This is a genomic window from Pseudomonas monteilii, from assembly GCA_001534745.1.
GTDB lineage: Bacteria > Pseudomonadota > Gammaproteobacteria > Pseudomonadales > Pseudomonadaceae > Aquipseudomonas > Aquipseudomonas alabamensis.
This window is the reverse complement of the sequence record CP013997.1, coordinates 3,334,669-3,361,504: the sequence shown is the minus strand read 5'-3', so window position 1 is coordinate 3,361,504 and position 26,836 is coordinate 3,334,669. Positions and strand designations below refer to the sequence as shown.

The following is a 26,836-nucleotide window of genomic DNA, read 5'->3' as shown; positions in this document are numbered from 1 at the left end:
CCGAGGCGGAAGAAGAAGTCTGGATCGAGGTGAAGGGTAAGGAGCAGCTGCGCGAGGAGCGCGAGGACCGGCGCAGCTGGAGGCTGCTGGAAGACACCCTGCAAGCCGGTATTCGCGAGCAGCGTCGCTCGCGTCGCTGGGGCATCTTCTTCAAGCTGCTGACCTTCGCCTACCTGTTCGGGCTGCTGGCGCTGTTCTGGCCACACATGAGCTTCGACGACGTCAGTGCGAGCAGCGGTCGGCACACGGCCGTGATAGACGTGAACGGCGTGATCGCCGACAAGACCCTGGCCAGCGCCGACAACCTCGTCGGCAGCCTGAGGAAGGCGTTCAAGGACAGCGGCACCCAGGCCGTGGTGCTGCGCATCAACAGCCCGGGCGGCAGTCCGGTGCAGTCGGGGTACGTCTATGACGAGATCCGTCGGCTGCGCGCCGAGTACCCGGACATCAAGCTGTACGCGGTGATCGCTGACCTGGGGGCTTCCGGGGCGTACTACATCGCCAGCGCCGCGGATGAAATCTACGCCGACAAGGCCAGTCTGGTCGGCTCGATTGGGGTGACGGCGGCCGGTTACGGGTTCGTCGGCGCCATGGAAAAGCTCGGTGTCGAGCGGCGCACGTACACGGCAGGGGAGCACAAGGCCTTCCTCGACCCGTTCTCGCCGCAAAAACCTGAGGAGACCGCGTTCTGGCAGGGCGTGCTGAACACCACGCACCAGCAGTTCATCGCCAGCGTGAAGGCCGGCCGGGGCGAGCGCCTCAAGGACAAAGAGCATCCCGAGCTGTTCAGCGGGTTGATCTGGACCGGCGAGCAGGCCAAGGCGCTGGGTCTGGTGGATGGTCTGGGCAGCGTCGGCTACGTGGCGCGAGAAGTGGTCGGGGCAGAGAAGCTGGTCGACTTCACCGTCAAGGAGTCGCCTCTGGAACTGGTCTCCAAGGGGCTGGGTGCGAGCCTTGCCGAGCACCTGGCCCTGTGGATGGGCTTTGCAGGTCCTTCGTTGCGCTGATCCAGGCGCTCGGCATGGCAGCCTCGGGCTGCCATGCGCATCCGCTCAAGGCACGCTGATGCCTTCTTCCGCCAGCATCTGCACCAGGCGGATCAGCGGCAGGCCGATCAGGCTAGTCGCGTCGCTGCCCTGGGTGTCGCGGAACAGGCTCACGCCCAGCCCTTCGGCCTTGAAGCTGCCGGCGCAATCGTAGGGTTGCTCGGCCTGCAGGTAGCGCTCGACCTGGGCGCTGTCCAGCGCGCGCAGGGTGACCGTGAACGGCACGCAGTCGATCTGGCACTGCCCCGTGGCACTGTTGAGCAGTGCCACGCCGGTCAGGAAGGTGACGGCTCGACCGCTGGCGGCGAGCAGCTGCTCGCGCGCGCGTTCGAAGGTGTGCGGTTTGCCCAGGATGCGCTCGCCCAGTACGGCGACCTGGTCGGAGCCGATGATCAGATGAGCCGGATGCGCCGCAGCCAGGGCGCGGGCCTTGGCTGCGGCCAGGCGTCGCACCAGCGCTTCGGCAGGTTCATCCCCCAGCCGGCTCTCGTCGATATCCGGGCTGGCCCAGTCGAAAGGCAGGTGCAGGCGTTGCAGCAGGTCGCGGCGGTAGGTCGAGCTCGAGGCCAGTAACAGGGGAAGCATGGCGGACTCCTGATCAGATCGGGCGAGTCTAACATGCGTGGGTCGGCCGAATTTCCTTTGACAGGCGCCAGGGCCATCCCTAGAATGCTGCGCCTATGTTGAATGACCCGATTCCATCTCACGTTGACCCGCGCAAATTGGCTGATCGCGGCGTAACCCTCAAGGGTTCGCTGGCGCTTGCCGATTTGGAAAGACTCTGCGACCCGCTGTCCGACACTGTCGGTACGGTGCAGGCACAATTCGATTTTGAGCGAGACGAGCAAGACGCCGTGGTCTTCCACAGCGCGCTGGACGTCGAGGTCAAGATGGTCTGCCAGCGTTGTCTTGAACTGGTCACCCTGCCGATCCACAGCGAATGCACATACGCCGTGGTGAAGGAGGGTGCGAACACCCAGTCGTTGCCGAAAGGCTATGACGTGCTGGAACTGGGCGAGGATCCTTTGGATCTGCAGGCGCTGGTCGAGGAGGAGCTGTTGCTCGCCCTGCCCATCGTGCCTGCTCATCATCCGGAAGAATGCCAGCGGCCGGCGGGTGTCAACGAGCCCGAGCCGATCGAGGACGAGGTATCGCGGTCCAACCCGTTCAGTGTTTTGGCGCAGTTAAAGCGTGACCCAAACGTTTAGGAGTTAATCAGTATGGCTGTTCAGCAGAACAAAAAATCCCGCTCTGCCCGCGACATGCGCCGTTCCCACGACGCCCTGTCGGAAAACGCACTGTCGGTCGACAAGAGCACCGGTGACGTTCACCTGCGCCACCACGTTTCGCCAGAAGGCGTCTACCGTGGCCGCAAAGTGATCGACAAGGGCGCTGACGAGTAAATCTTGTCTGCCCGGATCATCGCGATCGACGCAATGGGCGGGGACTTCGGTCCCCGCAGCATTGTTCAGGCGAGTATCGCCTGCCTGCGCTCCACCCCCTCGCTTCACCTGACCCTCGTGGGTCACGCCTCCCTTCTCGAAGAGCTCGTCGGCAGCCAATTGGCCGCGGACCGCGCGCGCCTGTGCATTGTCGCGGCCAGTGAAGTGATCGGCATGGACGAGCGGCCTTCGCAGGTACTGCGCGGCAAGCCCGATGCGTCCATGCGCGTGGCCCTGGAGCTGGTGCGCGACGGCAAGGCCCAGGCCTGTGTCAGTGCAGGCAACACCGGGGCCTTGATGGCCTTGTCGCGGCAGGTGCTCAAGACCCTGCCGGGCATCGACCGTCCTGCCATGGTCGCCGCGATTCCGACCCAGGCTGGCTGCTGTCAGCTGCTGGATCTGGGGGCCAACGTCGATTGCAGTGCCGAGCACCTGTACCAGTTCGCGGTGATGGGGTCCGAGGCGGCCCGTGCGCTGGGCATCGCGCGCCCGCGGGTGGCGTTGCTGAACGTGGGCACCGAGGACATCAAGGGCAACCAGCAGGTCAAGCAGGCCGCTGCGCTGCTTCAGGGTGCCTCCGGGCTGAACTACGTCGGCTTCATCGAAGGCGATGGGGTCTACCGAGGCGAAGCGGACGTCGTGGTCTGCGATGGGTTCGTCGGCAATGTGCTGCTCAAGTCCAGCGAAGGGCTGGCCACCTTGATCGGGACGCGCATCCAGTCGCTGTTCCGCACGGGTGTGCTCGCGCGGATGGCAGGCCTCGTGGCCCTGCCTTTGCTGCGCCGCCTGCACACGGAGCTGGCCCCGGCCCGACACAACGGCGCCAGCCTGCTGGGCCTGCAAGGCATCGTCATCAAGAGTCATGGCTCGGCCAGCGCCGAAGGCTTCCAGAGCGCGATCCATCGCGCGTTCATCGAGATCCAGGAGGATCTGCCACGACGCCTGCAAGGGCGCCTGGGGGATCTGCTGCGCTAGAGCGCTGCCATCACGGAGAATGTGACCATGCGGTCGCCTTCGCCATCCAAGTTTCATCATCGCGCGCGCCCGACTGCATCGGGTGCGTTTTTCGACAAGACCACAAGGGTTCGTTTTCATGTCCGCATCCCTCGCATTCGTCTTTCCAGGTCAAGGCTCCCAGTCGCTGGGCATGCTGGCCGAGCTCGCCGACCAGCACCCGCTGATCCTCGAGACCTTCAAGGAAGCTTCCGAGGCCTTGGGTTATGACCTCTGGGCGCTGGTCCAGCAGGGCCCGGAAGAACAGCTCAACCAGACCGACAAGACGCAGCCTGCCATCCTGACCGCCTCGATCGCCTTGTGGCGCCTGTGGCTGGCCGAAGGCGGCGAACGTCCGGCCTACGTGTCGGGCCACAGCCTGGGCGAGTACAGCGCGCTGGTCGCTGCGGGCAGCCTGTCGCTGAAGGACGCCGTCACGCTGGTGGAGCGCCGTGGGCAATTGATGCAGCAGGCCGTCCCTGCCGGGCATGGCGCCATGGCCGCGATTCTCGGGCTGAGCGATGAGCAGGTGGTCGCCATCTGCGCCGAGGCCGCCGAAGACGAGGTGGTCAGCGCCGTCAACTTCAACTCGCCTGGCCAGGTCGTGATTGCGGGCAACAAGGCCGCCGTCGACCGCGCCATCGAGCTGTGCAAGGCCCAGGGCGCCAAGCGTGCCCTGCCGCTGGCCGTCAGCGTACCGTCGCATTGTGCCTTGATGAAGCCGGCCGCCGAGCGTTTCGCCGAGTCCGTCAACGCCATCGAGTGGGCCGCGCCCCAGGTGCCGGTGGTGCAGAACGTCAGCGCCGCCGTGGCGGCGGACGTGGATACCCTCAAGCAAGACCTGCTTGCCCAGCTCTACCAGCCCGTGCGCTGGGTGGAGTGCGTGCAGGCACTGGCCGCGCATGGCGCGGTCAATCTGGTGGAATGCGGTCCAGGCAAGGTCCTGGCCGGGCTGAACAAGCGCTGCGCCGAGGGCGTGACCACCTATAACCTCAACACCCCTGACGCCTTCGCCGCCACCCGTGCGGCGCTGGCCTGAATTCGGAGAAACCTGCATGAGCCTGCAAGGCAAAGTTGCACTGGTCACTGGCGCCAGCCGTGGCATCGGTCAGGCAATCGCCCTTGAACTGGGTCGCCTTGGCGCTACCGTCATCGGCACGGCCACCACGGACTCGGGCGCCGAGCGTATCGCGGCGACCCTCAAGGAGCATGGCATTGCCGGCACCGGCCTGGCCCTGAACGTGACCTCTAGCGAGTCGGTGCAAGCCACGCTGAGCACCATCCAGGAGCAGTTCGGCGCGCCGACGATCCTGGTCAATAATGCCGGCATCACCCGCGACAACCTCATGCTGCGCATGAAGGACGACGAGTGGTTCGATGTGATCGACACCAACCTCAACAGCCTCTACCGTCTGTCCAAGGGTGTCCTGCGCGGCATGACCAAGGCGCGCTGGGGCCGTATCATCAGCATCGGTTCGGTGGTCGGCGCCATGGGCAATGCCGGGCAGTCCAACTACGCGGCCGCCAAGGCCGGCCTGGAGGGCTTCAGCCGCGCACTGGCGCGTGAAGTCGGTTCGCGCGGCATCACCGTCAACGCGGTGACCCCAGGCTTCATCGATACCGACATGACCCGTGAGCTGCCACAGGCACAGCACGAAGGTCTGCTGAGCCAGATTCCGCTGGGCCGCCTGGGCCAGGCCGAAGAGATCGCCAAGGTGGTCGGCTTCCTGGCTTCCGACGGCGCGGCCTACGTGACCGGCGCCACCGTGCCGGTGAACGGCGGGATGTACATGTAAGGCGTGAGCCAACCTGGCGGATCCTTTCGAAAAAAACCATACTTGGCCTCGAAAATCCGCTATAACGCTGCAACCAGATTCCAGGCGTCGGGTCAGGTCCAGGCCGGGGAGATGCGAACCGCTTGAAAAGCGGGCGTCTTTCTATAAACTTGGGCGCCGGCCAGCCGCCTGACATATGTCCACTAGGAGTGAAACATGAGCACCATCGAAGAACGCGTCAAGAAAATCGTCGCCGAGCAACTGGGCGTCAAAGAAGAGGAAGTGACCAACGAGAAGTCCTTCGTCGACGACCTGGGTGCCGACTCGCTTGACACCGTAGAGCTGGTGATGGCTCTGGAAGAGGAATTCGAGACCGAGATTCCTGACGAAGAAGCCGAGAAGATCACTACCGTACAAGTTGCCATCGACTACGTTAAGGCCCACCAGGCCTAATCGCCTGTAGTCGTCGCTTCTTGTCGGAAAAACCGCACTGCCTTCGTGGGCGTGCGGTTTTTTCTTTGAGGGAACCGAGGATCGTCGCTGACCCTGTCGCACGGGGCGTGCGAGGGAATCTGTCAATAAAATAAGGAGAGTACTGTGTCGCGTAGACGCGTCGTGGTCACCGGTATGGGCATGCTGTCACCGTTGGGTACCGATGTACCGAGCACCTGGCAGGGCATTCTGGCTGGCCGCAGTGGCATCGGTCCGATCGAGCATACGGACCTGTCTGCCTACTCCACCCGTTTTGGCGGCTCGGTGAAAGGGTTCGATGTCGAGCAGTACCTGTCGGCCAAAGAGGCCCGCAAGCTCGACCTGTTCATCCAGTACGGCCTGGCCGCAGGGTTCCAGGCGGTCCGCAATGCCGGTCTCGAAGTCAACGATGCCAACCGTGAGCGCATCGGCGTGGCCATGGGATCGGGTATCGGTGGCCTGACCAATATCCAGGAAACCAGCAAGACCTTGCACGATCAGGGGCCTCGGCGCATTTCGCCGTTCTTCGTGCCCGGTTCGATCATCAACATGATTTCCGGCTTCCTGTCCATCCACCTGGGCTTGCAGGGGCCGAACTACGCGGTGTCCACCGCGTGCACCACGGGCACCCACTGCATCGGCATGGCCGCGCGCAACATCGCCTACGGCGAAGCCGACGTCATGATCGCCGGTGGCGCCGAAATGGCGGCCTGTGGCCTGGGCATGGGTGGGTTCGGTGCGTCCCGCGCGCTGTCCACGCGCAACGACGAGCCTGCGCGTGCCAGTCGCCCGTGGGACAAGGGCCGTGACGGCTTCGTGCTGTCCGATGGCGCTGGGGCGCTGGTGCTCGAGGAGCTCGAGCATGCCAAGGCCCGCGGTGCGGTCATCCATGCCGAGCTGGTGGGCTTTGGCATGAGCGGCGATGCCTACCACATGACCTCGCCACCCGAAGACGGTGCCGGTGCGGCCCGCTGCATGACCAATGCCCTGCGTGACGCCGGGCTTGCGCCCGAGCAGGTGAGCTACATCAACGCTCACGGCACCTCGACGCCCGCAGGCGACCTGGCCGAAGTGGCGGCCATCAAGCAGGTCTTCGGTGAGCATGCGTACAAGGTGGCGATCAGCTCGACCAAGTCCATGACCGGTCACCTGCTCGGTGCCGCCGGTGCGGTCGAGGCGATCTTCAGCGTGCTGGCGATCAACAGCCAGACCGCGCCGCCGACCATCAACCTGGATGAGCCGGACGAGGGCTGCGACCTCGACTTCGTGCCGCACCAGGCGCGCAGCATGCCCATCGAGGTGGTGTTGTCGAACTCCTTCGGTTTCGGCGGCACCAATGGGTCGCTGGTATTCCGTCGGTTCGTCGACTGATGCAGCACTGGCTGGACGGTCGGCCGGCAAGCGCCATCGACCTGCAGAATCGCGGGCTGGCCTATGGCGATGGGGTGTTCGAAACCATCGCCGTGCGCCGGGGCCATCCCAGCCTGCTGGACCTGCACCTCGAGCGTCTGGCGCTGGGGTGCAGCCGTCTGGCGATTCCCCTCGACCTGCCCCTGGTTCGCGACGAGCTGCTGCGTTTCGCCGAAGCGCTGGGGGAGGGCGTGGCCAAGCTGGTGGTGACCCGTGGCGATGGCCTGCGCGGCTATGCGTCGACGCCCGACACGCCCGCCCGCCGCGTGCTGCTGGCCGGTCCGGCGCCCGCCTATCCATCCCGGAACGCCGAGCACGGCGTTACCCTGTTCGCCTGCCAGACGCGACTTGCCGAGCAACCCCGCCTGGCCGGGCTCAAACACCTCAACCGCCTCGAACAGGTCCTGGCGCGCGCTGAATGGCAGGGGAGCGATCCCGCCGAAGGCTTGATGCGCGATACCAGTGGCCGGGTGATCGAGGGGGTCTACAGCAACCTGTTCCTGGTGCGCGACGGCGCTCTGCTGACGGCCGACCTTGGCCGCTGCGGCGTGGCGGGCGTCATGCGGGCCGCCCTGATCGACGCGGCCCGGCCGGCAGGCCTGACCGTCCGCGTCACCGACCTGGCGCTGACGGACCTCGCCCAGGCCGACGAAGTCTTTCTCTGCAACAGCCTGTACGGTGTCTGGCCGGTGGTCCGTCACGCCGAGCTGAGCTGGTCGCCAGGGCCGGTGACCCGTAAACTGCAGGCCCTTGCCCAGACGTTATTGGATGCCTGATTCGTGAGACGCCTATTGCTCCTGACCGTGGAGGCCCTGTTGATCCTGGCCGGGCTCGCCTTGGGCTGGTCGGCCTGGAAAGTGGCCTCGGTGGTCGATCAGCCCTTGGCCGTGAGCCAGGAGCGCATGCTCGACGTGCCCACCGGCACGACCCCCAACCGCATGTTCTACCGCATGCAGGACGACGGCCTGCTGAAGGATGCCTTCTGGTTGCGCCTGTACTGGCGCTTCAACATGGCCGGCACGCCCTTGCACACCGGTGAATACCGCATCACCCCCGGCATGACCGTCGACGACCTGTTCGCGGCCTGGCGTCGGGGCGATGTGGTGCAGTACAACCTGACCATCGTCGAAGGCTGGACCTTCCGCCAGGTGCGTGCGGCGATCGCCCGCCACGACAAGATCGAGCAGACCTTGGCCAACGTGTCGGACGAGGCGGTGATGGAGCGCCTGGGTCATCCGGGCGTGTTCCCGGAAGGCCGCTTCTTCCCCGACACCTACCGCTTCGTGCGTGGCATGAGCGACGTCGAACTGTTGCAGCAGGCCTACATGCGCCTGGAAGAGGTACTGGCACGCGAGTGGGCCGAGCGGACCACCGACCTGCCGTACCGCGACCCCTACCAGGCCCTGATCATGGCTTCCCTGGTGGAGAAGGAAACCGGTGTGCCGCAGGAGCGTGGGCAGATCGCCGGTGTCTTCGTGCGCCGCCTGCGACTGGGCATGATGCTGCAGACCGATCCCACCGTGATCTACGGCATGGGCGAGCGCTACAACGGCAGGATCACCCGGGCCGACCTGCGTGCGCCGACGCCGTACAACACCTACACCATGACCGGCCTGCCACCGACGCCGATCGCCATGGTCGGTCGCGAAGCCATCCACGCCGCGCTCAACCCGGCGCCTGGCAGCAGCCTGTACTTCGTGGCCCGTGGCGATGGCAGCCATGTGTTCTCCGACGACCTGGGCGATCACAACACGGCCGTGCGCGAGTACCAGCTCAAGCGTCGCGCCGACTACCGTTCCAGCCCGGCCCCGCGTAACGCGCCGGAGGCGACGCCGTCGAGCGACGCTGCGCCTGAACCGGAAGCCGAGACCGACAAGACACCTGAGACGCGCCCCGAGGCCGCCGAGCCGGCGCCCGAGGCCGTCGACCCTGCGCGCGCCCCGGAAGCGGACGCGCCCCCTACTCGATAAGGACTGCGCGTGAGCGGTTTGTTCATTACCTTGGAAGGCCCCGAAGGCGCGGGCAAGAGCACCAACCGTGACTACCTGGCGGCGCGCCTGCGCGAGCAGGGGCTGGATGTGGTCCTGACCCGCGAGCCGGGCGGTACGCCGCTGGCCGAGCAGGTGCGTGAGCTGCTGCTTGCCCCGAGCCAGGAAGCCATGGCCGCCGATACCGAGCTGTTGCTGGTGTTCGCCGCGCGTGCCCAGCACCTGGCCGAAGTCATTCGTCCGGCCCTGGCGCGCGGTGCGGTGGTGCTGTGCGATCGCTTCACCGATGCGACCTACGCCTACCAGGGCGGCGGCCGTGGCCTGAGCCAGGCGCGCATCGCCCAGCTCGAACAGTTCGTGCAGGGCGACCTGCGCCCTGACCTGACCCTGGTCTTCGACCTGCCGGTGCACATCGGGCTGCAGCGTGCGGCGGCGCGTGGCCGCCTGGATCGCTTCGAGCAGGAAGGCCAACCCTTCTTCGAAGCCGTTCGCCAGGCCTACCTGGCACGGGCGCACCAGGCGCCAGAGCGCTATGCACTGCTCGATGCCGCGCAGTCCCTGGAGGCCGTCCAGCGCGACCTGGATGCGCTGCTGCCGATGCTGCTGGACCGTTGCCGTGGCTGAAGCCTACCCCTGGCAGGAGGCGCTCTGGCAGCACCTGGCCGGGCGCGAGCGGCATGCCCATGCCTACTTGCTGCACGGGCCACGCGGCATCGGCAAGCGTGCCTTGGCCGAGCGGCTGATGGCGCGCCTGCTGTGCCAGCGGCCAGAAGGGTTTGAGGCCTGTGGCCAGTGCAAGGCGTGCCTGCTGCTCAAGGCCGGCAGCCACCCCGACCACTTCGTGCTCGAGCCCGAAGAGGTCGACAAGCCGATCAAGGTCGACCAGGTGCGCGAGCTGGTCGCCTTCGTGGTCCAGACCGCCCAGCTGGGTGGCCGCAAGGTGGTGCTGATCGAGCCGGTCGAGGCGATGAACGTCAATGCTTCCAACGCCTTGCTCAAGAGCCTTGAAGAGCCGTCCGGCGACACGGTGCTGCTGCTGGTCAGCCATCGGCCGAGCCTGCTGCTGCCGACGATACGCAGTCGCTGCCAGCAGGTGAGTTGCCCGGCGCCGAGCGCGGCGCAGAGTAGTCAATGGCTGGCCACGGCCTTGCCCGACAGCGATGAGTCGGAGCGCGAGGTCTTGCTGGAACTGGCGGCCGGTTCGCCGCTGAGGGCCGCCAGCCTGCAAACCCAGGGCGTGCGCGAGCAACGGGCCCTGGTGACGGGTGGGGTCAAGCAGTTGCTCAAGCAGCAGCAATCACCCAGCCAGCTGGCCGAGGCGTGGAAAACCGTGCCCATGCTGTTGGTGTTCGACTGGTTCCACGACTGGACCTACCGCATCCTGCGCTACCAGCTGACCCAGGACGAAGAGGGCCTGGGGCTCGAGGACATGCGCAAGGTGATTCAGTATCTGGCCCAGAAGAGTCGTCAGGACCAGGTGCTCGAGGTGCAGGACTGGATCCTGCAACAGCGCCAGAAGGTGCTGTCCAAGGCCAACCTCAATCCAGCCCTGCTGCTCGAGGCCCTGCTGACGTCCTGGGCGCGCTTGCCCGGTGTACGTTGAATCCCGTATTCATTCACTTTCTCCTGATTGGTTCCCATGCTCGTAGACTCCCATTGCCACCTCGACCGCCTCGACCTTGCCGCCCATCAAGGCTGCCTCGACACCGCCCTGCAAGCGGCGCGTGACCGTGGCGTCGGGCACTTCCTGTGCATCGGCGTCAGCGCCGACAATGCGCAGGCCGTCAAGACGCTGAGCGAACGGTACGCCGATGTCGATTGCTCGGTCGGCATCCACCCCCTCGACCTGACGCCCGGTGAAACGCCGGCCCTGGACTGGCTGCTGAACGAGCTGGCCCATCCCCATGCGGTGGCGATCGGCGAAACCGGCCTGGACTACCATTACGAACCGGAGGCCGCGTCCGTGCAGCAGGCGTCTTTCCGCCTGCACCTGGAAGCCTCCCGCCTGACCGGCAAGCCGGTGGTCGTGCATACCCGCGCCGCACGGGCCGATACCCTGGCCTTGCTGCGCGAGGCCGATCTGGCCCAGGCGGGCGTGCTGCACTGCTTCACCGAGGATTGGGACATGGCCAAGGCCGCCCTGGACCTGGGCTACTACATTTCCCTGTCGGGGATCGTCACCTTCCGCAATGCCGAGGCGCTGCGTGACGTCGCGCGCCGTGTGCCGGCCGACCGCCTGCTGGTCGAAACCGACTCGCCGTATCTGGCGCCGATTCCTCACCGTGGCAAGCCCAACCTGCCGCAGTACGTACGCGAAGTCGCCGAATTCGTCGCCTCGCTGCGCAGCGAAAGCCTGGAGTCGCTGGCCGCGCAGACCACGGCCAATTTCAAGCGGCTGTTCCCGCTCGCCCGCGTGGCCTGAGGCCCGGCAAAAAAAACCCGAACTCCAGGGGGGAAGAGTTCGGGTCAAGACCATTAGGAGTGGAACGAAGGCACCCGGTCCCTGGTGCCTTCGTTGCTCGATGCGCGGGGGGAAGGCATCGGAGCAACATAGTGAAGTATCGGTGATGGATCTCCAGGCGCCACTGCCGATCGGCTGATTCTTAAACGGTTTTGGAATACGCAGCCGGGGTGCTTGTAGCGCGGCGCTACAAGCCTGTCGCACGTCCCGTGCAAGGCCGATCGAAAGAGGCCCACGGCTTCGGTCTGTCATTCGCCGCTACAACCTAACCTGTAAGATCCGTGCAATTTCCCGCCAGTTAGGCATAATAATCCGCTTCGAACGCTACCCAAGCCTACTTATGCAGAAAGAACCTCGTAAGGTCCGTGAGTTTCGTCGTCGCGAGCAGGAAATCCTTGAAACGGCCCTGAAGCTGTTCCTCGATCAGGGCGAGGATAGCGTGACGGTCGAAATGATCGCCGATGCTGTCGGCATCGGCAAAGGCACCATCTACAAGCACTTCAAGTCCAAGGCCGAGATCTACCTGCGGCTGATGCTCGACTATGAGCAGGAGCTCAATGCGCTGCTGCACTCGGCCGATGTCGACCGCGACAAGGAGGCGCTGTCCCGTGCCTACTTCGAATTCCGCATGCGCGATCCGCAGCGCTATCGCCTGTTCGACCGGCTCGAAGAGAAAGTCGTCAAGGGCAACCAGGTGCCGGACTTGGTAGAAGAGCTGCACCGTATCCGCGCCTCGAATTTCGACCGACTGACGGGCTTGATCGAGGGTCGTATCAGCGAGGGCAAGCTCGAGGACGTGCCGCCGTACTTCCATTACTGCGCCGCCTGGGCCCTGGTGCATGGCGCGGTGGCGCTGTATCACTCGCCGTTCTGGAGCAGCGTGCTGGAGGATCAGGAAGGCTTCTTCCAGTTCCTGATGGACATTGGCGTGCGTATGGGCAACAAGCGCAAGCGCGAGCCGGACGCCGGCTGACACACCGGTCCAAGCACGCCGCGGCGGTTCTGGCGCAAAAGCTGCATCAGGCCGCTGTCTGTCGGCTTTCCGTCGCCGGCCTCTGGAGGAACGATGCGTAGCCTGGTCTTGCTGTCGGCGCTCATGGCGCTGGGCGGCTGCATGAATGTCAGCGACATGGGGGAGGGGGTGCGCTATCACCTGAGCGATGCCGGCCTGCTCGACCATAGCGACACGCGCCGGACGCTGTCGGTCCGCCTGCAGCCCGACTCCTTCATCTATATCGGCCAGGGGGCCTTCGTGCCACCGGGGCGCGGGCCGATTCCACGCTCCAATGCGGTGGCGCAGGCCGCCTTCGACAGTTTCATCGAGTACTTCCCCCTGGTGCGTCGCGCACAGGGCCCGCTGGGACTGGAAGAAGCGCTGTCCGAGGCGCGTGATGTCGGTGCCCATTACGTCCTGTACACCCGTTTTGCCCGTAGCGACGATCGTGTGGGCAACGACGAGGAATGGTACGACGAGCAAGCGGTCGATCGCCTGGGGGTCGACACCGGTGTGGTGCAGATGATGCTCATCGAGACCAGCACGCGCTATCTCATCGACACGGTCCGCATCAAGAGTCGTGGCGGCTTGTTGACGCTGCACGACAACAAGCCCGAAGATCTGCTGGGCCCACCGATGCGAGAGTACGCGCGCAGCCTGTTGGGCATGAGCCGATGAAGGAGAGAGCATGGCCGAGCGAGACACCCCAGGCGATCTGATCGCGCACCTGCCCAAGACCGGCAAGGGCTTGCCGCCGGTTCACCTGTGGAACCCGGCGTTCTGCGGCGACATCGACATGCGCATCGCGCGGGATGGCACGTGGTATTACCAGGGCACGCCGATCAATCGGCCGGCGATGGTGCGTCTGTTCTCCGGCATTCTGCGCCGTGACGAAGACCGCTATGTGCTGGTCACGCCGGTGGAGAAGGTCGGCATTCAGGTCGATGATGCGCCCTTCGTCGCCGTGACCCTGGACGTCAGCGGGGAAGGTGAGCGCCAATCGCTGCGCTTCGTCACCTCGGTAGGCGACGAAGTCGAGGCCGGCCCGGCGCATCCGCTGCGCGTGCACCTCGACCCACAGACCCAGGCGCCTTCGCCCTATGTGCGGGTGCGCGCCAACCTCGAAGCGCTCATCCACCGCAACGTGTTCTACCAGCTCGTTGATCTGGCGGTCGAGCGGCAGGTCGAAGGGGTGCCGTGGCTGGGGGTGTGGAGTGGCGGGGTGTTCTTCCCGATCGGTCGCGTGGACTGAAGCGCCGCTTTTCACGGGGCGCTGAAACGAAAAAACCTCCAGGGCTCACGCCTCTGGAGGTTTTTCATCATCTGGCTCCGCGACCTGGACTCGAACCAGGGACCCAATGATTAACAGTCATTTGCTCTACCGACTGAGCTATCGCGGAATCTGCACGTATCTTACTGATAGCAAAAGAGAAGTCAAGCTTCTCCCCGGCGCAGGTTCGATCACAGTACCTCGACGATGGCCTTGGTCACGACATGGATGTTGTTCTGGTTCAGCGCGGCCACGCAGATGCGACCAGTGCTCAAGGCATAGATGCCGAACTCGTCCTTCAGGCGACCCACCTGCTCGGCGGTCAGGCCCGAGTAGGAGAACATGCCGCACTGGCGGGCGACGAAGCTGAAGTCCTGCTTGGCGCCGTACTGGGCCAGCAACTCGACCATCTGCTTGCGCATGCCATGGATCCGCCCGCGCATTTCGGCCAGTTCGGTTTCCCACATCTGGCGCAGTTCGGGGTCGTTCAGCACGGCCGCGACGATGCTGGCGCCATGGGTCGGCGGGTTGGAGTAGGTGGTGCGGATCACCCGCTTGACCTGGGAGAGAACCCGCGTGGCCTCGTCGCGCGAATCGGTGACGATCGACAGCGCGCCGACGCGCTCGCCATACAGCGAGAACGACTTGGAGAACGAGCTGGACACGAAGCACTGCAGGCCGGAGTCGGCGAACAGGCGCACGGCGAAGGCGTCTTCGGCGATCCCGTCACCGAAGCCTTGGTAGGCCATGTCGAGGAACGGCACGTGCCCCTTGGCCTTGATCACTTCCAGCACGTGCTTCCAGTCGTCCAGGCTCAGGTCGACGCCGGTGGGGTTGTGGCAGCAGGCGTGCAGCACGATGATCGAGCCGGCAGGCAGCGCCTGAAGGTCCTCGAGCATGCCGGCGCGATCGACGTCGTGGCTGGCGGCATCGTAGTAGCGATAGTTCTGCACCGGGAAGCCGGCGGTCTCGAACAGCGCACGGTGGTTTTCCCAGCTCGGATCGCTGATGGCGACGGTGGCGCCCGGCGCCAGACGCTTGAGGAAGTCCGCGCCGATCTTCAGTGCGCCCGTGCCGCCGACCGCCTGCACGGTGACCACGCGGCCGTCGCGCAGCAGGGGCGAGTCGGCACCGAACAGCAGCGTCTGTACGGCCTGGTCGTAGGTGGCGATGCCGTCGATCGGCAGGTAGCCCCGCGAGGCGTGTTGCGCGGCACGCCGGGTCTCGGCTTCGATGACGGCGCGCAGCAGTGGGATGCGGCCCTCTTCGTTGCAGTACACGCCGACGCCGAGATTGACCTTGTCGGTACGAGGGTCGGCGTTGAACGCTTCGTTGAGGCCCAGGATGGGGTCGCGGGGTGCCAGCTCGACAGCGGAAAACAGGCTCATTGTTACCTTGGCTCTGATGGAGAGTGATAGAGGTCGCACGCTCCAGCCAGATGCACTGAAGCGGTGCACAAACGGGGAGTCAGTATAGTGATACGCCGGCCGGACTGCGACAGTCTGGCGCAGCTTTTCGAGGTCTTGGGACGATTATTTTTCAACCCTTGGGCCGCTTCCAGGGTCGCATGAAGGAAGAGGGCGACGGCAGGCCGTCCGTTGGACTGCCGAGTGGGTCCGAATCAGTGTAGACTACTGGTTAAATTTACAGTTAAGCACGACGACCGAGGTACTTTCATGTCCGAGTTTGAGCTCGTCACCCGATTCGCGCCCGCAGGCGATCAGCCGGAGGCCATCCGCCAGATGGTCGAGGGCATCGAGGCCGGGCTGGCGCACCAGACCTTGCTGGGCGTGACCGGCTCGGGCAAGACCTTCAGCATCGCCAACGTGATCGCCCAGGTGAAACGCCCGACGCTGATCCTGGCGCCGAACAAGACCCTCGCCGCGCAGCTGTACGGCGAGTTCAAGACGTTCTTCCCGAACAACGCGGTGGAGTATTTCGTCTCGTACTACGACTACTACCAGCCCGAGGCCTATGTGCCGTCGTCCGACACCTTCATCGAGAAGGACGCGTCGATCAACGACCACATCGAGCAGATGCGCCTGTCGGCGACCAAGGCCCTGCTGGAGCGCCGCGATGCGATCATCGTCACCACGGTGTCGTGCATCTACGGGCTCGGCAGCCCGGAAACCTACCTGAAAATGGTGCTGCACATCGACCGCGGCGACAAGCTCGACCAGCGCGCGCTGCTGCGCCGCCTGGCCGACCTGCAGTACACCCGCAACGAGATGGATTTTGCCCGGGCCACCTTCCGCGTGCGCGGCGATGTGGTGGACATCTTCCCGGCCGAATCGGACCTGGAGGCCATCCGGGTCGAACTGTTCGACGACGAGGTCGAGAGCCTGGCGGCCTTCGATCCGTTGACCGGCGAGGTGATCCGCAAGCTGCCGCGCTTCACTTTCTATCCCAAGTCGCACTACGTGACCCCGCGCGAGACGTTGCTGGGTGCCGTAGAGGGCATCAAGGAAGAGTTGAAGGACCGGCTCGAGTACCTGCACACGAACAACAAGCTGGTCGAGGCCCAGCGCCTGGAGCAGCGCACCCGCTTCGACGTGGAGATGATCCTCGAGCTGGGCTACTGCAACGGCATCGAGAACTACTCGCGCTATCTGTCGGGCCGACCTGCCGGGGCGCCACCGCCTACCTTGTACGACTATCTGCCAGCGGACGCGCTGCTGGTGATCGACGAGTCCCACGTCAGCGTGCCCCAGGTGGGGGCGATGTACAAAGGCGACCGCTCGCGCAAGGAAACGCTGGTGGAATACGGCTTCCGTCTGCCCTCGGCGCTGGACAACCGGCCCATGCGTTTCGATGAATGGGAGGCAGTCAGTCCGCAGACCATCTTCGTCTCGGCCACCCCTGGTCCCTACGAGCAGGAGCATGCCGGGCGGGTAATCGAGCAGGTGGTGCGCCCGACCGGTCTGGTCGACCCGGAAATCGAGATTCGTCCGGCACTGACCCAGGTCGACGACCTGCTTTCGGAAATCCGCAAGCGTGTCGCCATCGACGAGCGGGTGCTGGTCACGACCTTGACCAAGCGCATGTCCGAGGACCTGACCGATTACCTGGCCGACCACGACGTGCGGGTACGCTACCTGCACTCGGACATCGACACGGTCGAGCGGGTCGAGATCATCCGCGACCTGCGCCTGGGGACCTTCGACGTGCTGGTGGGGATCAACCTGCTGCGCGAGGGCCTGGACATGCCCGAGGTGTCGCTGGTGGCGGTGCTCGATGCCGACAAGGAAGGTTTCCTGCGTTCGGAACGTTCGCTGATCCAGACCGTGGGCCGGGCGGCGCGTAACCTCAACGGGCATGCGATTCTGTACGCCGACCAGATCACCGGCTCGATGCAGCGGGCCATGGACGAAACCGCTCGCCGCCGGGAAAAGCAGATCGCCTTCAACGAGGCCAACGGCATCGTGCCCAAGGGCGTGGTCAAGGACATCACCGACATCCTCGAAGGCGCCAGCGTGCCGGGGGCGCGGAGCAAGAAGCGCAAGGGTGCGGCCAAGGCAGCCGAAGAAACCGCACGTTACGAGGCCGAACTCAGCACGCCGGCGGACATCACCAAGCGGATCAAGCAGCTCGAAGAGAAGATGTTCCAGTTCGCCCGCGACCTGGAGTTCGAAGCGGCGGCGCAGCTACGTGACGAGGTCAACCAGTTGCGCGAGCGGTTGCTGACGGTGTGAGGCGTGGGGCTGGCTTCATAAGGTTGTGCCAGGCAGAGGACCGCTGTGCTGCAGCCCGGGGCGCTACAACAACAGGTGTCTGGAAACAGACGCCTGCGAACAATTGACTGGCCAGCGACAGGGCGCAATTAGCCACCGCCTGCATCGCGGGCAACCCCGCTCTCATAGAAAATAAAATATCTTATTGATTTAAAAGGAAATAATTTTAGAATCTTGTGGGCCCTGCGGGCCCAATCGCGGCACTAGGGCCGCTCCCACAGGTGACCGCGATAGCCTGCAACCCCGCGGTGGGGCTACGGGTGTAGGAGCGGCCCCTGTGCCGCGATTGGGCCCACAGGGCCCACACATCAACCCATGCGGCCGGGCAGGCATCGGGTAGAAAAGACAGTTATTCCCACAAGGCTGAACCATCACACGGCTGCCTGCTTGAAACGGGCACCTGTGGGAGCTGGCTTGCCAGCGATAGGGTCTGGCCAGTCACCGCCTGCCTCGTCGGCAAGCCCGCACTTGCAAGCCAGCACACTCCCCAGGTAGCAGGGAAGGGCCAGGCACCTGCATGCCACGGCTGGAGCCCGATACCCGCTCCCTGCTACCATCGGGCTTTGTTTCAGTCCAGTCCGAGAGTCCAATGACCACCGTCCGCACGCGTATCGCGCCGTCGCCCACTGGCGATCCCCACGTAGGCACCGCCTACATCGCCCTGTTCAACTATTGCTTCGCCAAGCAACACGGCGGTGAGTTCATCCTGCGTATCGAGGACACCGATCAGCTGCGCTCGACGCGCGAATCGGAACAGCAGATCTTCGACGCCCTGCGCTGGCTCGGCATCGAGTGGAACGAGGGGCCTGACGTTGGCGGCCCGCACGGCCCGTACCGCCAGAGCGAGCGCAGCGAGATCTACGCCAAGTACGCCAAGGAACTGGTCGAGGCCGGTCACGCCTTCTACTGCTTCTGCACCGCCGAAGAACTCGACCAGATGCGCGCCGAGCAGACCGCCCGTGGTGAAACCCCACGCTACGACGGTCGTGCCCTGAAGCTCGACCCGCAAGAGGTCCAGCGTCGCCTGGCTGCGGGCGAGCCGCACGTGATCCGCATGAAAGTCCCGAGCGAAGGCGTCTGCGTGGTGCCGGACATGCTGCGTGGCGACGTCGAGATCCCGTGGGACCGCATGGACATGCAGGTGCTGATGAAGACCGACGGCCTGCCGACCTACTTCCTGGCCAACGTGGTCGATGACCACCTGATGGGCATCACCCACGTCCTGCGGGGCGAGGAGTGGCTGCCGTCGGCGCCCAAGCTGATCAAGCTGTACGAGTACTTCGGCTGGGAGCAGCCCAAGCTGTGCTACATGCCGCTGCTGCGCAACCCGGACAAGAGCAAGCTGTCCAAGCGCAAGAACCCCACGTCCGTGACCTTCTACGAGCGCATGGGCTTCATGCCCGAGGCGATGCTCAACTACCTGGGCCGCATGGGCTGGTCGATGCCCGACGAGCGCGAGAAGTTCTCGCTGGACGAGATGGTCGAGCACTTCGACCTGTCGCGCGTCTCCCTGGGCGGCCCGATCTTCGACATCGAGAAGCTTTCCTGGCTCAACGGCCAATGGCTGCGCGATCTGCCTGTGGAAGCGTTCGCCCAGCGCGTGCGTGACTGGGCCTTCAACCCCGACTACCTGATGGCCATCGCGCCGCACGTGCAGGGCCGTGTCGAGACCTTCAGCCAGATCGCACCTTTGGCTGGTTTCTTCTTCGAAGGCGCGCTGAAGCTCGACACCACGCTGTTCGCCCACAAGAAGCTCTCGCCCGACCAGGTACGCCAGGTCATGCAGCTGATCCTGTGGAAGCTCGAGAGCCTGCGTCAGTGGGACAAGGAGCGAATCACCGCGACCATCCAGGCCGTGGTCGACGGGCTCGGCCTGAAGCTGCGCGATGCCATGCCGCTGATGTTCGTCGCGATCACCGGCCAGTCCAGCTCGGTCTCGGTGCTCGATGCCATGGAGATCCTGGGCCCGGATCTGACGCGCTACCGTCTGCGTCAGGCGCTGGAGCAGCTGGGTGGCGTCTCCAAGAAAGAGAACAAGGAGTGGGAGAAGCTGCTGGCCACCCTTGGCTGAGTGCAGGGCAGGGGGGCGGCAAGTCGCAAGCGGCAAGCAGCAAGCAAAGCCCAATCGGTGCCGCGATTCAGGCTATGGTGTGGGTAGCAGCAAGCCATGGGCTGCAAGCAGCAAGCAGAAGCGTATCAGCGCTGCCGCCCAGCTTGCGGCTTGCAGCTACCACCTCGCTGCTCACCTCCAAGGTAAGTGATTGTTATGCCAGAAAATTTTTTTCAACTTTTTTGAAAAATATGTTTGACAGGCGTTCGATCGGATCTTAATATGCGCCCCGTCCACAGCGATGAACGAAACGAAACGCCAGACACCCAGTTAGGCGAATCAAGTTCAAAGCGACAACGTGGGGCTATAGCTCAGCTGGGAGAGCGCCTGCATGGCATGCAGGAGGTCAGCGGTTCGATCCCGCTTAGCTCCACCATATTCCGCTTCACGACCCCTTGCGGGTTGGGAAGCAAGACCGGGTCCAGCAACCGGGTCTTGAAGGTAAGAAGGTTCGTCCCCTTCGTCTAGTGGCCTAGGACACCGCCCTTTCACGGCGGTAACAGGGGTTCGAGTCCCCTAGGGGACGCCAGTTTCACACAAGCGCCATCATCGATGACGCTGGGCCGCGAGGCTAGAAATCTGGGGCTATAGCTCAGCTGGGAGAGCGCCTGCATGGCATGCAGGAGGTCAGCGGTTCGATCCCGCTTAGCTCCACCAATTTTGCCAGGGTTCGTGAAAACGGACCTGCACGAAGGTTACAAGTCCCCTTCGTCTAGTGGCCTAGGACACCGCCCTTTCACGGCGGTAACAGGGGTTCGAGTCCCCTAGGGGACGCCATTTTTACCCGCGTTTTGCGGGACCTTTAAGGCTCATTCGCATATTGAATGGGCCTTTTGTTTTTCCGCCGTAAAAACCTCTGTCGCCACATGACGCTGCCGGGCCTTGGCCAGTACGAGCGGGCAGGGCCTCGTATCCGGTACACTGGCGTGGTCCTCACGATCAGGAGACGACATGAGCTGGGATCTGGAAACGCCATTCATCATCGACCTGCGTGTCGGTGCCGAAGACATCGACGGGTTGGGTCACGCCAACAACGCGGTCTACGTCACCTGGCTGGAGCGTTGCGCCTGGCGCCACTCCCAATGGCTCGGACTGGACCTGGCCGAGTACCGACGCCTGGATCGCGCGATGGCCGTGCATCGTCACGAAATCGACTACCTGGCCGCGACCCATCAGGATGACGAGCTGCAGCTGGCGACCTGGATCGTGAACTGGGACCAACGCCTGCGCATGACCCGCCGTTTCCAGCTCAAGCGCCCCAGCGATGGCATGACCGTCCTGCGTGCCCAGACCACCTTCGTGTGCATCGAACTCTCCACGGGCAGGCCCAAGCGCATGCCCGACGAGTTTCTCGACTGCTACCGGCCGATGGAGATGGGTGGGGCTTGAGCTGTTAGCTACAAGCTACAAGTTGAGAGGCGTTGCGTTGACGTTTGGCGTCAGCCTTCAACCCTGATGCTGCTCATTCGTTCGCAAGAAGCTTAGCCCTGCCACAGCTTGCAGCTTGCAGCTTGCCACTCGTCACTCGCTTTACCCGGAGACCCCCATGCAAATAGCCTTGGCCCCAATGGAAGGGCTGGTCGACAACATCCTGCGCGACGTGCTGACCCGCACCGGCGGTATCGATTGGTGTGTCACCGAGTTCATCCGCGTGTGCGATCGGCTATTGCCGCCTGCGCAGTTCGACAAGCTGGCGCCCGAACTTCGGCACGGTGCGCAAACGGCGGCAGGCGTGCCCATGCGTGTGCAGCTGCTGGGCTCCGACCCGGTGTGCCTGGCCGAGAATGCCGTGTTGGCCTGCGAGCTGGGCGCGCCGGTGATCGACCTCAACTTCGGCTGCCCGGCCAAGACCGTCAACAAGTCCCGCGGGGGCGCGGTGCTGCTCAAGGAGCCCGAGCTGCTGCACGCGATCGTCAGTGAGGTCCGGCGCGCCGTGCCGGCGCACATCCCGGTCACCGCCAAGATGCGCCTGGGCTTCGAGACGCCCGATGGCGCGATGGATTGTGCCAGGGCCTTGGCCGACGGCGGGGCGGCGCACCTGGTGGTGCACGCGCGGACCAAGGTCGAAGGGTACAAGCCGCCGGCCCATTGGGAATGGGTGGCCAAGGTGCAGGACGTGGTCCGTGTGCCGGTCTTTGCCAATGGCGAGATCTGGAGCGTGGACGATTGGCGTCGCTGCAAGGCGGTGAGCGGCGCACGCGACATCATGCTCGGCCGTGGCCTGGTGTCGTGCCCTGACCTGGGCCTGCAGATTGCGGCGGCGCGTGACGGGCGCGCGTATCACCCCATGACCTGGGCGGCCCTGCTGCCCTTGCTCCAGGCGTTCTGGCAGCAGGCCCAGGCCAAGCTGTCGCCACGCTACGCACCGGGTCGCATGAAGCAGTGGGTGGCCATGCTGACGCGCAACTACCCCGAAGCCGTAGCGTTGTTCGCCGAGTTGCGTCGCGAGAGTGATTGCGCGCGCATCAGTGCGCTGCTGGGACTGCCGGCGGTGTCGACCGAGCCGTGCGTCGCCTGAGCGAAAAATTTTTTGTGCCACGGCCTTGAAAAGGCAGGTCAGGTCCTTATCTCTTCAGTACGCGATGCCGAAGTCGGGTCGCGTGATGACTGAACTCGCTGAATCTCAGGAGATGTATCATGACTACTGCTTTTTCGCTCGCTCCACTGTTCCGCCATTCCGTCGGTTTCGACCGTTTCAACGACCTGTTCGAGTCGGCGGCGCGTAATGAGACGGGTAGCAGCTACCCGCCCTACAACGTGGAAAAACATGGCGATGACCACTATCGCATCGTGATCGCGGCGGCCGGTTTCCAGGAAGCCGATCTCGACCTGCAAGTGGAAAAAGGCGTGCTGACCGTGACCGGTGGCAAGCGTGACAACGCCAATGGCGAGGTCACCTACCTACACCAGGGCATCGCTCAACGTGCCTTCAAGCTGTCGTTCCGCCTGGCCGACCACATCGAGGTCAAGGCCGCGGACCTGGCCAATGGCCTGCTCAGTATCGATCTGTTGCGTCTGGTGCCGGAAGAAGCCAAGGCCAAGCGCATCCCGATCAATGGCGAAAAGCCTGCGCTGAACTGAGCCTGTCGGGTCACGACAGCACCGGTCCGGGCCCCGTCGCCTCGACCGACACCGGGGTCGCCTAGCGGCCCCGGTTTTCGTTATGGCCTGGCCATCCGTACGTCTTTCCCTTGCCTCGCAGATCAGGATCGATGAGGCAGCAGCGCCCGAAATGCGTCCAGCGGCAGCGGTCGGCTGTACAGGTAACCCTGGTACAGGTGACAGTGGAGCTGTTCGAGAAACGCCAACTGTTCGGGCAATTCCACCCCTTCGGCAATCACCGTCAGGCCCAGGCTGCGCGCCATGGCCACGATGGCCCGGACGATCTCGGCGTCATTGGTGTCCAGCAGCGCGTCACGCACGAAGGTCTGGTCGATCTTCAACGTGTCCACTGGCAGGCGCTTGAGGTAGGTCAAGGAGGAATACCCGGTGCCGAAATCGTCCATGGCAAAGCCCACCTCGTGACGGCGGAGTTCGCGCATCTTGTCGATGGTGTCGTCCAGGTTCTGGATGACGATGCCCTCGGTGATTTCTAGTTTCAGCAGGCGCCTGGGCAGGCCGCACTGATCGAGACTGCGCAGGGTGCGCTCGACGAAGTCACGTTGCCGGAACTGGCGCGGGCTGATGTTGACGCACAGGCTGAAGCGCGCCGGGTCAATCAGCCCCTCGGCGAGCAGGTCCGCGCAGGCCTGGCAGGCCTGGTCGAGGATCCAGCCACCGACGTCGATGATCAGCCCGCTTTCTTCCAGCACATGGATGAACTGTGCGGGCGATTGCTGGCCCAGCACGGGGTGATACCAGCGCAGCAGGACTTCGGCGCCGACGATCTGCTGGTCGCGCGCGTCGACCTGCGGCTGGAAGTGCAAGGCCAGTTCGTTGCGCGCCAGTGCCAGGCGCAGGTCGCTTTCCAGGCGCAGACGCTCGCTGGCGGCCGTCTGCATGCTGGTATGGAACAGCTCGGTGGCGTTGCGCCCGGCGTCCTTGGCGCGGTACAGCGCGATGTCGGCACGCTTGAGCAGGTCGGCGGGCGTGGTGCCATGGTCGGGGATGAGTGCCACACCGATGCTCGGCGTCACCTGCAATTGCTGGCCATCCAGTGCCATCGGGGCGGCCAGCAACTGACGCAAGGCACTGGCCCGCTCGCCGATCTGGGCCTCGACCGCTTCCCGACTGCCGGACAGGTGGCCGAGCAGCACCACGAACTCGTCGCCGCCGAGCCTGGCCACGGTGTCGCCGACGCGGACGCTGGCTTCCAGGCGGGCGGTGACGACCTTGAGTACCGCATCGCCCACCGGGTGGCCCAGCGAGTCGTTGATGTGCTTGAAGTGGTCCAGGTCCAGAAACAGCAGCGCGCCGCGTGAGCGATCACGTTGCAGGACCTCGATCTGCTGGCTCAACCGGTCCATCAGCAAGGCGCGGTTGGGCAGGTTGGTCAAGGGGTCGTGATAGGCCAGGTGACGGATCTGGGCCTGGGCGTTCTTCAACTGTGTCACGTCCCGCGCGGTGACCAGCAGGCAGTCGGTTTCGTTGAGGGTGATCGGTTCTACCGACACCTCCACGGTGATCGCGTCGCCGCGCTTGTGGCGACCGAGCATCTCGCGTCGGTGCACACGGCCCTGTTCGAGCAGTTCGTCAAGCAGGGCCATGCGTTGCTGCTCGTCGGCCCAGATCCCGAGTTCGAACACGCTACGTCCCATCACGTCCTCGATCCGGTAGCCCGTCAGGCGACAGAACCCCTCGTTGACTTCCAGGTAGCGTCCGCTATCGCGTTCGGTGATGGTGATGGCGTCAGGGCTGGAATGGAACGCCTTGGCGAATTTCTCCTCGCTGGCCTTCACGGCCGCTTCGGCGCGCTGCTGCTGGGTGATGTCACGCAAGGTGGTCACGCTGCACGCCTGGCCATCGACGGCGATCGCCCGGCTGGCGATCACGCAGGTCAGCCGTTCGCCCTGGGCGGTGTGGGCCACGACCGCGACATTGCTCAGGCCCTGGTCACGGATGACCTGTTCGATGCGTCGGGCCCGCTCGGGCGCTTCGGCCCAGAGCCCCAGCTGCTCGGCAGTGCGGCCGATGATCTGGTCCGCGCGCCAGCCGAAGGTCTGGGTGAAGGCCGGATTGATTTCGATGAACTGGCCGGTGTCCTGGCGCGTGACGAAGATCGGGTCGGTGCTGACCTGGAACAGGCTGGCGAACTTCGCCTCCGAAGCGCTCAGGCGTTGTTCGCGTTCGACCTGCTCGCTGAGGTCGACGAAGGTGGTCAGCAGGTGAACGACCCCGTCCATCTCGATGCCTTGTGTGCTGAGCATACCATCGTGCACCTTGCCGCTGCGGTCGCGGAACGACACCTCCAGCGTGATCGGGCCGCTGGCATGCTCGGTAGCCTCCAGGACCTGTTGACGGTGCCGAGGGTCGACCCACAGCCCCAGCTCCGCCGTGGTCTTGCCGATGGCATCGGCCAATGGCCAGCCCAGGCTGTGTTCGAAGCTCTCGTTGGCTTCCAGGATCAGCCCGTCGTGACGGCGGGTCAGCAGGATCACGTTGGGGCTCAGGCGGAACAGGGTGGCGAAGCGCTGCTCGGACTGCATCAGCGCGACCTCGCGCTCGCGCTGGCGGGTGACCTCGCGGACCACGCCGATCATCTGCGCCCGGCCCTGGGCGTCGTGCATCAGGCTGCCGCTGATCTCCAGCCAGTGCAGGCTGCCGTCGGGCCAGCGGATACGGTGCCGCATCGCCTGTTCGAAAGGCTGCCCAGCGATCACCGCCTCGAAGGCCTGTCGCGCGCGTTCCCGGTCCTGGGGTGGGAGCAGGTCGAGGTACTCGATGTCCTCGAACAGCGGTTGGTTCGGGTCGAAGCCGAACAGCGCCTGGGTGCCCCGAGACCAGCTGACGCCGCCCGAGGGGATGTCCCACAGCCAGGCGCCGAGCCGCGCGCCGTTGAGCGCGGCCAGCAACTGCGGGGCGTTCTGCCAGGCCTGCTCCGACGCCTCGGGATCGGAAGCGAGGATGCGAGGCAGGCGGGGCATTGGGTGTGCGGAAGTGGGCATCGGTACCAGACCTTTGGCGATGACGCGTCCTTGGAAGCGAGCGACGGAAGTGGAGCCTGTTTCAGCCAGGCGTGGCATGAGCGTCCAGCAAGGCCATGAAGGCCCGCGCGGCGTTCGACAGCGTGCGTTCCGTATGCAGAATGTAGCCCAGCTGGCGCGACAGCTCGATGCCCGGTAGCGCGATCGAGGCGACCTGCTCGTCGAGCATGGTGCGCGGCAGCACGCTCCAGGCCAGGCCGATCGACACCATCATCTTGATGGTTTCCAGGTAGTTGGTGCTCATGGCGATGTTCGGGGTCAGGCCCTGGCTTTCGAAGAGGCGGTGGACGATGTGGTGGGTGAAGGTGTTGCCGCCTGGGAACACCGCCGGATGCCGCGCCACGTCGGCCAGGCTGACCGCCCGGTCGTTGGCCAGCGGGTGCTCGGGCGAGGCGACGAAGTCCAGCCAGTCGCGCCAGACCGGCGTAGCGCGGATCAGGGCGTGGGGCTCGGGCGCCAGGGTGATGACGGCGATTTCGGCGCGCCCGTGCAGCACTTCGTCGTAGGCCGCTTCCGAATCGAGGAACTGAATGTCCAGTGCGACCTGGGGATGTTGTCGGGTGAAGGCGCGCAGCACGGGCGGCAGGCGATGCAGGCCGATGTGATGGCTGGTCGCCAGAGTCAGCCGCCCGCCGACTTCGCCAGAGAGATTGGTCAGGGCCCGGCGCGTATCGTCCAGCACGTTGAGGATCTGGTAGGCCCGCGGCAGCAGCGCTCGTCCGGCCTCGGTGAGCGTGACTTCGCGCCCCAGCCGATCGAACAGCCGCGTGTCGAGCTGCTGCTCGAGGTTGGCGACCCGTTTGCTGATCGCCGGCTGGGTCAGGAACAGCCGCTGCGCGGCGCCGGAGAAACTGCCGGTCTCGGCGATGGCAATGAAGGCGCCCAAGGTCGCAAGGTCCATCTGTGATTCCTGAAGGTTATCCAAAGCATGAAAATTATGAATTTGAGTTATTCAATCTAACGCCATAGCATTCATCCGTACAAGCCAAGTGGTCTTTGGCA

Annotated in this window: 25 protein-coding genes and 5 tRNA genes; 25 read left to right on the top strand and 5 right to left on the bottom strand. The window is 64.7% G+C overall.

The genetic code is table 11. The features are described 5' to 3' along the window. Positions 1-23: 23 nt before the first annotated feature. Positions 24-1,007 carry a peptidase S49 gene (locus tag APT63_14350; GenBank protein ID AMA47907.1) on the top strand — a complete coding sequence of 328 codons (984 nt, stop codon included), beginning with the start codon at positions 24-26 and terminating at the stop codon, positions 1,005-1,007. 45 nt (positions 1,008-1,052) lie between these two features. Here APT63_14350 and APT63_14345 read toward each other — a convergent pair whose 3' ends face one another. Then, positions 1,053-1,631: a septum formation inhibitor Maf gene (locus APT63_14345; protein AMA46698.1), complete on the bottom strand. Its 579-nt coding sequence runs from the start codon at positions 1,629-1,631 to the stop codon at positions 1,053-1,055. A 95-nt stretch (positions 1,632-1,726) separates the two neighbouring features. Here APT63_14345 and APT63_14340 point away from each other — a divergent pair, with 95 nt between their 5' ends. The 15 genes from APT63_14340 (at position 1,727) to APT63_14270 (ending at position 13,832) form a co-directional block, all read left to right on the top strand. After that, positions 1,727-2,254: a metal-binding protein gene (locus tag APT63_14340; protein ID AMA46697.1), complete on the top strand. Its 528-nt coding sequence runs from the start codon at positions 1,727-1,729 to the stop codon at positions 2,252-2,254. Between the two features lie 12 nt (positions 2,255-2,266). Next, a complete protein-coding gene (gene rpmF, locus APT63_14335) occupies positions 2,267-2,449 on the top strand; it encodes a 50S ribosomal protein L32 (protein ID AMA46696.1) in 183 nt (60 codons plus the stop codon). 33 nt (positions 2,450-2,482) lie between these two features. Further along, positions 2,483-3,463 carry a phosphate acyltransferase gene (locus tag APT63_14330; GenBank protein AMA47905.1) on the top strand — a complete coding sequence of 327 codons (981 nt, stop codon included), beginning with the start codon at positions 2,483-2,485 and terminating at the stop codon, positions 3,461-3,463. Positions 3,464-3,581: 118 nt separating this feature from the next. After that, positions 3,582-4,520 (top strand): malonyl CoA-ACP transacylase, encoded by a 939-nt coding sequence (locus tag APT63_14325; GenBank protein ID AMA46695.1) that lies wholly within the window; start codon positions 3,582-3,584, stop codon positions 4,518-4,520. A gap of 16 nt (positions 4,521-4,536) precedes the next feature. After that, complete coding sequence (gene fabG / locus APT63_14320; protein AMA46694.1) at positions 4,537-5,277, top strand: beta-ketoacyl-ACP reductase; 741 nt, start codon at positions 4,537-4,539, stop codon at positions 5,275-5,277. A gap of 195 nt (positions 5,278-5,472) precedes the next feature. Then, entirely contained in the window at positions 5,473-5,709 is a 237-nt protein-coding gene (locus tag APT63_14315; GenBank protein AMA46693.1) for an acyl carrier protein, read from the top strand. Positions 5,710-5,853: 144 nt separating this feature from the next. Beyond that, complete coding sequence (locus APT63_14310) at positions 5,854-7,098, top strand: beta-ketoacyl-[acyl-carrier-protein] synthase II (GenBank protein AMA46692.1); 1,245 nt, start codon at positions 5,854-5,856, stop codon at positions 7,096-7,098. Next, on the top strand, positions 7,098-7,913 hold the full coding sequence (locus APT63_14305) for a 4-amino-4-deoxychorismate lyase (protein AMA46691.1): 816 nt from the start codon (positions 7,098-7,100) through the stop codon (positions 7,911-7,913). The genes APT63_14310 and APT63_14305 overlap by 1 nt, the downstream gene beginning before the upstream one ends. A gap of 3 nt (positions 7,914-7,916) precedes the next feature. Then, the gene (locus APT63_14300) at positions 7,917-9,107 is read left to right on the top strand and encodes an aminodeoxychorismate lyase (GenBank protein ID AMA46690.1); all 1,191 of its coding nucleotides are present in this window, start codon (positions 7,917-7,919) and stop codon (positions 9,105-9,107) included. Between the two features lie 9 nt (positions 9,108-9,116). Further along, positions 9,117-9,749, top strand: coding sequence for a thymidylate kinase (locus APT63_14295; GenBank protein AMA46689.1), 633 nt, complete (start codon positions 9,117-9,119; stop codon positions 9,747-9,749). Then, a complete protein-coding gene (locus tag APT63_14290; GenBank protein AMA46688.1) occupies positions 9,742-10,728 on the top strand; it encodes a DNA polymerase III subunit delta' in 987 nt (328 codons plus the stop codon). Before APT63_14295 ends, APT63_14290 begins: the two co-directional genes overlap by 8 nt. Before the next feature lie 36 nt (positions 10,729-10,764). Further along, on the top strand, positions 10,765-11,547 hold the full coding sequence (locus tag APT63_14285; protein ID AMA46687.1) for a hydrolase TatD: 783 nt from the start codon (positions 10,765-10,767) through the stop codon (positions 11,545-11,547). A gap of 379 nt (positions 11,548-11,926) precedes the next feature. Then, positions 11,927-12,559, top strand: coding sequence for a TetR family transcriptional regulator (locus APT63_14280; protein AMA46686.1), 633 nt, complete (start codon positions 11,927-11,929; stop codon positions 12,557-12,559). Between the two features lie 93 nt (positions 12,560-12,652). Then, positions 12,653-13,258 (top strand): hypothetical protein, encoded by a 606-nt coding sequence (locus APT63_14275; GenBank protein ID AMA46685.1) that lies wholly within the window; start codon positions 12,653-12,655, stop codon positions 13,256-13,258. 10 nt (positions 13,259-13,268) lie between these two features. Beyond that, a complete protein-coding gene (locus APT63_14270) occupies positions 13,269-13,832 on the top strand; it encodes a proteophosphoglycan precursor (GenBank protein ID AMA46684.1) in 564 nt (187 codons plus the stop codon). 72 nt (positions 13,833-13,904) lie between these two features. Here the strand turns inward: APT63_14270 and APT63_14265 are convergent. Both APT63_14265 and APT63_14260 read right to left on the bottom strand, forming a co-directional pair. Continuing rightward, positions 13,905-13,980, bottom strand: a tRNA-Asn gene (locus APT63_14265). A 61-nt stretch (positions 13,981-14,041) separates the two neighbouring features. Then, positions 14,042-15,238, bottom strand: a complete 1,197-nt coding sequence (locus APT63_14260) for an aromatic amino acid aminotransferase (protein ID AMA46683.1) — start codon at positions 15,236-15,238, stop codon at positions 14,042-14,044. Positions 15,239-15,526: 288 nt separating this feature from the next. Between APT63_14260 and APT63_14255 the strand changes: the two genes are divergently transcribed. From APT63_14255 to APT63_14215, 9 genes are all read left to right on the top strand, one after another. Next, the gene (locus APT63_14255) at positions 15,527-17,542 is read left to right on the top strand and encodes an excinuclease ABC subunit B (protein AMA46682.1); all 2,016 of its coding nucleotides are present in this window, start codon (positions 15,527-15,529) and stop codon (positions 17,540-17,542) included. 628 nt (positions 17,543-18,170) lie between these two features. Further along, positions 18,171-19,652 (top strand): glutamate--tRNA ligase, encoded by a 1,482-nt coding sequence (locus APT63_14250; GenBank protein ID AMA46681.1) that lies wholly within the window; start codon positions 18,171-18,173, stop codon positions 19,650-19,652. Positions 19,653-19,991: 339 nt separating this feature from the next. After that, positions 19,992-20,067 (top strand) — tRNA-Ala (locus APT63_14245). A gap of 77 nt (positions 20,068-20,144) precedes the next feature. After that, positions 20,145-20,220: transfer RNA gene (locus APT63_14240), tRNA-Glu, on the top strand. A gap of 52 nt (positions 20,221-20,272) precedes the next feature. Next, a tRNA-Ala gene (locus tag APT63_14235) sits at positions 20,273-20,348 on the top strand. Positions 20,349-20,392: 44 nt separating this feature from the next. After that, a tRNA-Glu gene (locus APT63_14230) sits at positions 20,393-20,468 on the top strand. A 174-nt stretch (positions 20,469-20,642) separates the two neighbouring features. After that, positions 20,643-21,080, top strand: coding sequence for a 4-hydroxybenzoyl-CoA thioesterase (locus APT63_14225; GenBank protein AMA46680.1), 438 nt, complete (start codon positions 20,643-20,645; stop codon positions 21,078-21,080). Positions 21,081-21,237: 157 nt separating this feature from the next. Beyond that, positions 21,238-22,209: a tRNA dihydrouridine synthase DusC gene (locus APT63_14220; protein ID AMA46679.1), complete on the top strand. Its 972-nt coding sequence runs from the start codon at positions 21,238-21,240 to the stop codon at positions 22,207-22,209. A 119-nt stretch (positions 22,210-22,328) separates the two neighbouring features. Beyond that, positions 22,329-22,772: a heat-shock protein gene (locus APT63_14215; GenBank protein ID AMA46678.1), complete on the top strand. Its 444-nt coding sequence runs from the start codon at positions 22,329-22,331 to the stop codon at positions 22,770-22,772. Positions 22,773-22,894: 122 nt separating this feature from the next. On the opposite strand, the gene APT63_14210 is transcribed toward APT63_14215, so the two are convergent. Both APT63_14210 and APT63_14205 read right to left on the bottom strand, forming a co-directional pair. Further along, on the bottom strand, positions 22,895-25,795 hold the full coding sequence (locus tag APT63_14210; GenBank protein ID AMA47904.1) for a histidine kinase: 2,901 nt from the start codon (positions 25,793-25,795) through the stop codon (positions 22,895-22,897). 61 nt (positions 25,796-25,856) lie between these two features. Beyond that, complete coding sequence (locus APT63_14205; protein AMA46677.1) at positions 25,857-26,735, bottom strand: LysR family transcriptional regulator; 879 nt, start codon at positions 26,733-26,735, stop codon at positions 25,857-25,859. Positions 26,736-26,836 lie beyond the last annotated feature (101 nt).

Excerpts from the sequence above, each read along its gene's own strand:
- APT63_14345 (AMA46698.1), bottom strand. The coding sequence starts at position 1,631 with ATGCTTCCCCTGTTACTGGCCTCGAGCTCGACCTACCGCCGCGACCTG.
- APT63_14340 (AMA46697.1), top strand. The coding sequence starts at position 1,727 with ATGTTGAATGACCCGATTCCATCTCACGTTGACCCGCGCAAATTGGCT.
- rpmF (AMA46696.1), top strand. The coding sequence starts at position 2,267 with ATGGCTGTTCAGCAGAACAAAAAATCCCGCTCTGCCCGCGACATGCGC.
- APT63_14330 (AMA47905.1), top strand. The coding sequence starts at position 2,483 with ATGGGCGGGGACTTCGGTCCCCGCAGCATTGTTCAGGCGAGTATCGCC.
- APT63_14325 (AMA46695.1), top strand. The coding sequence starts at position 3,582 with ATGTCCGCATCCCTCGCATTCGTCTTTCCAGGTCAAGGCTCCCAGTCG.
- fabG (AMA46694.1), top strand. The coding sequence starts at position 4,537 with ATGAGCCTGCAAGGCAAAGTTGCACTGGTCACTGGCGCCAGCCGTGGC.
- APT63_14315 (AMA46693.1), top strand. The coding sequence starts at position 5,473 with ATGAGCACCATCGAAGAACGCGTCAAGAAAATCGTCGCCGAGCAACTG.
- APT63_14305 (AMA46691.1), top strand. The coding sequence starts at position 7,098 with ATGCAGCACTGGCTGGACGGTCGGCCGGCAAGCGCCATCGACCTGCAG.
- APT63_14285 (AMA46687.1), top strand. The coding sequence starts at position 10,765 with ATGCTCGTAGACTCCCATTGCCACCTCGACCGCCTCGACCTTGCCGCC.
- APT63_14280 (AMA46686.1), top strand. The coding sequence starts at position 11,927 with ATGCAGAAAGAACCTCGTAAGGTCCGTGAGTTTCGTCGTCGCGAGCAG.
- APT63_14275 (AMA46685.1), top strand. The coding sequence starts at position 12,653 with ATGCGTAGCCTGGTCTTGCTGTCGGCGCTCATGGCGCTGGGCGGCTGC.
- APT63_14270 (AMA46684.1), top strand. The coding sequence starts at position 13,269 with ATGGCCGAGCGAGACACCCCAGGCGATCTGATCGCGCACCTGCCCAAG.
- APT63_14260 (AMA46683.1), bottom strand. The coding sequence starts at position 15,238 with ATGAGCCTGTTTTCCGCTGTCGAGCTGGCACCCCGCGACCCCATCCTG.
- APT63_14255 (AMA46682.1), top strand. The coding sequence starts at position 15,527 with ATGTCCGAGTTTGAGCTCGTCACCCGATTCGCGCCCGCAGGCGATCAG.
- APT63_14250 (AMA46681.1), top strand. The coding sequence starts at position 18,171 with ATGACCACCGTCCGCACGCGTATCGCGCCGTCGCCCACTGGCGATCCC.
- APT63_14225 (AMA46680.1), top strand. The coding sequence starts at position 20,643 with ATGAGCTGGGATCTGGAAACGCCATTCATCATCGACCTGCGTGTCGGT.
- APT63_14220 (AMA46679.1), top strand. The coding sequence starts at position 21,238 with ATGCAAATAGCCTTGGCCCCAATGGAAGGGCTGGTCGACAACATCCTG.
- APT63_14215 (AMA46678.1), top strand. The coding sequence starts at position 22,329 with ATGACTACTGCTTTTTCGCTCGCTCCACTGTTCCGCCATTCCGTCGGT.
- APT63_14210 (AMA47904.1), bottom strand. The coding sequence starts at position 25,795 with ATGCCCACTTCCGCACACCCAATGCCCCGCCTGCCTCGCATCCTCGCT.
- APT63_14205 (AMA46677.1), bottom strand. The coding sequence starts at position 26,735 with ATGGACCTTGCGACCTTGGGCGCCTTCATTGCCATCGCCGAGACCGGC.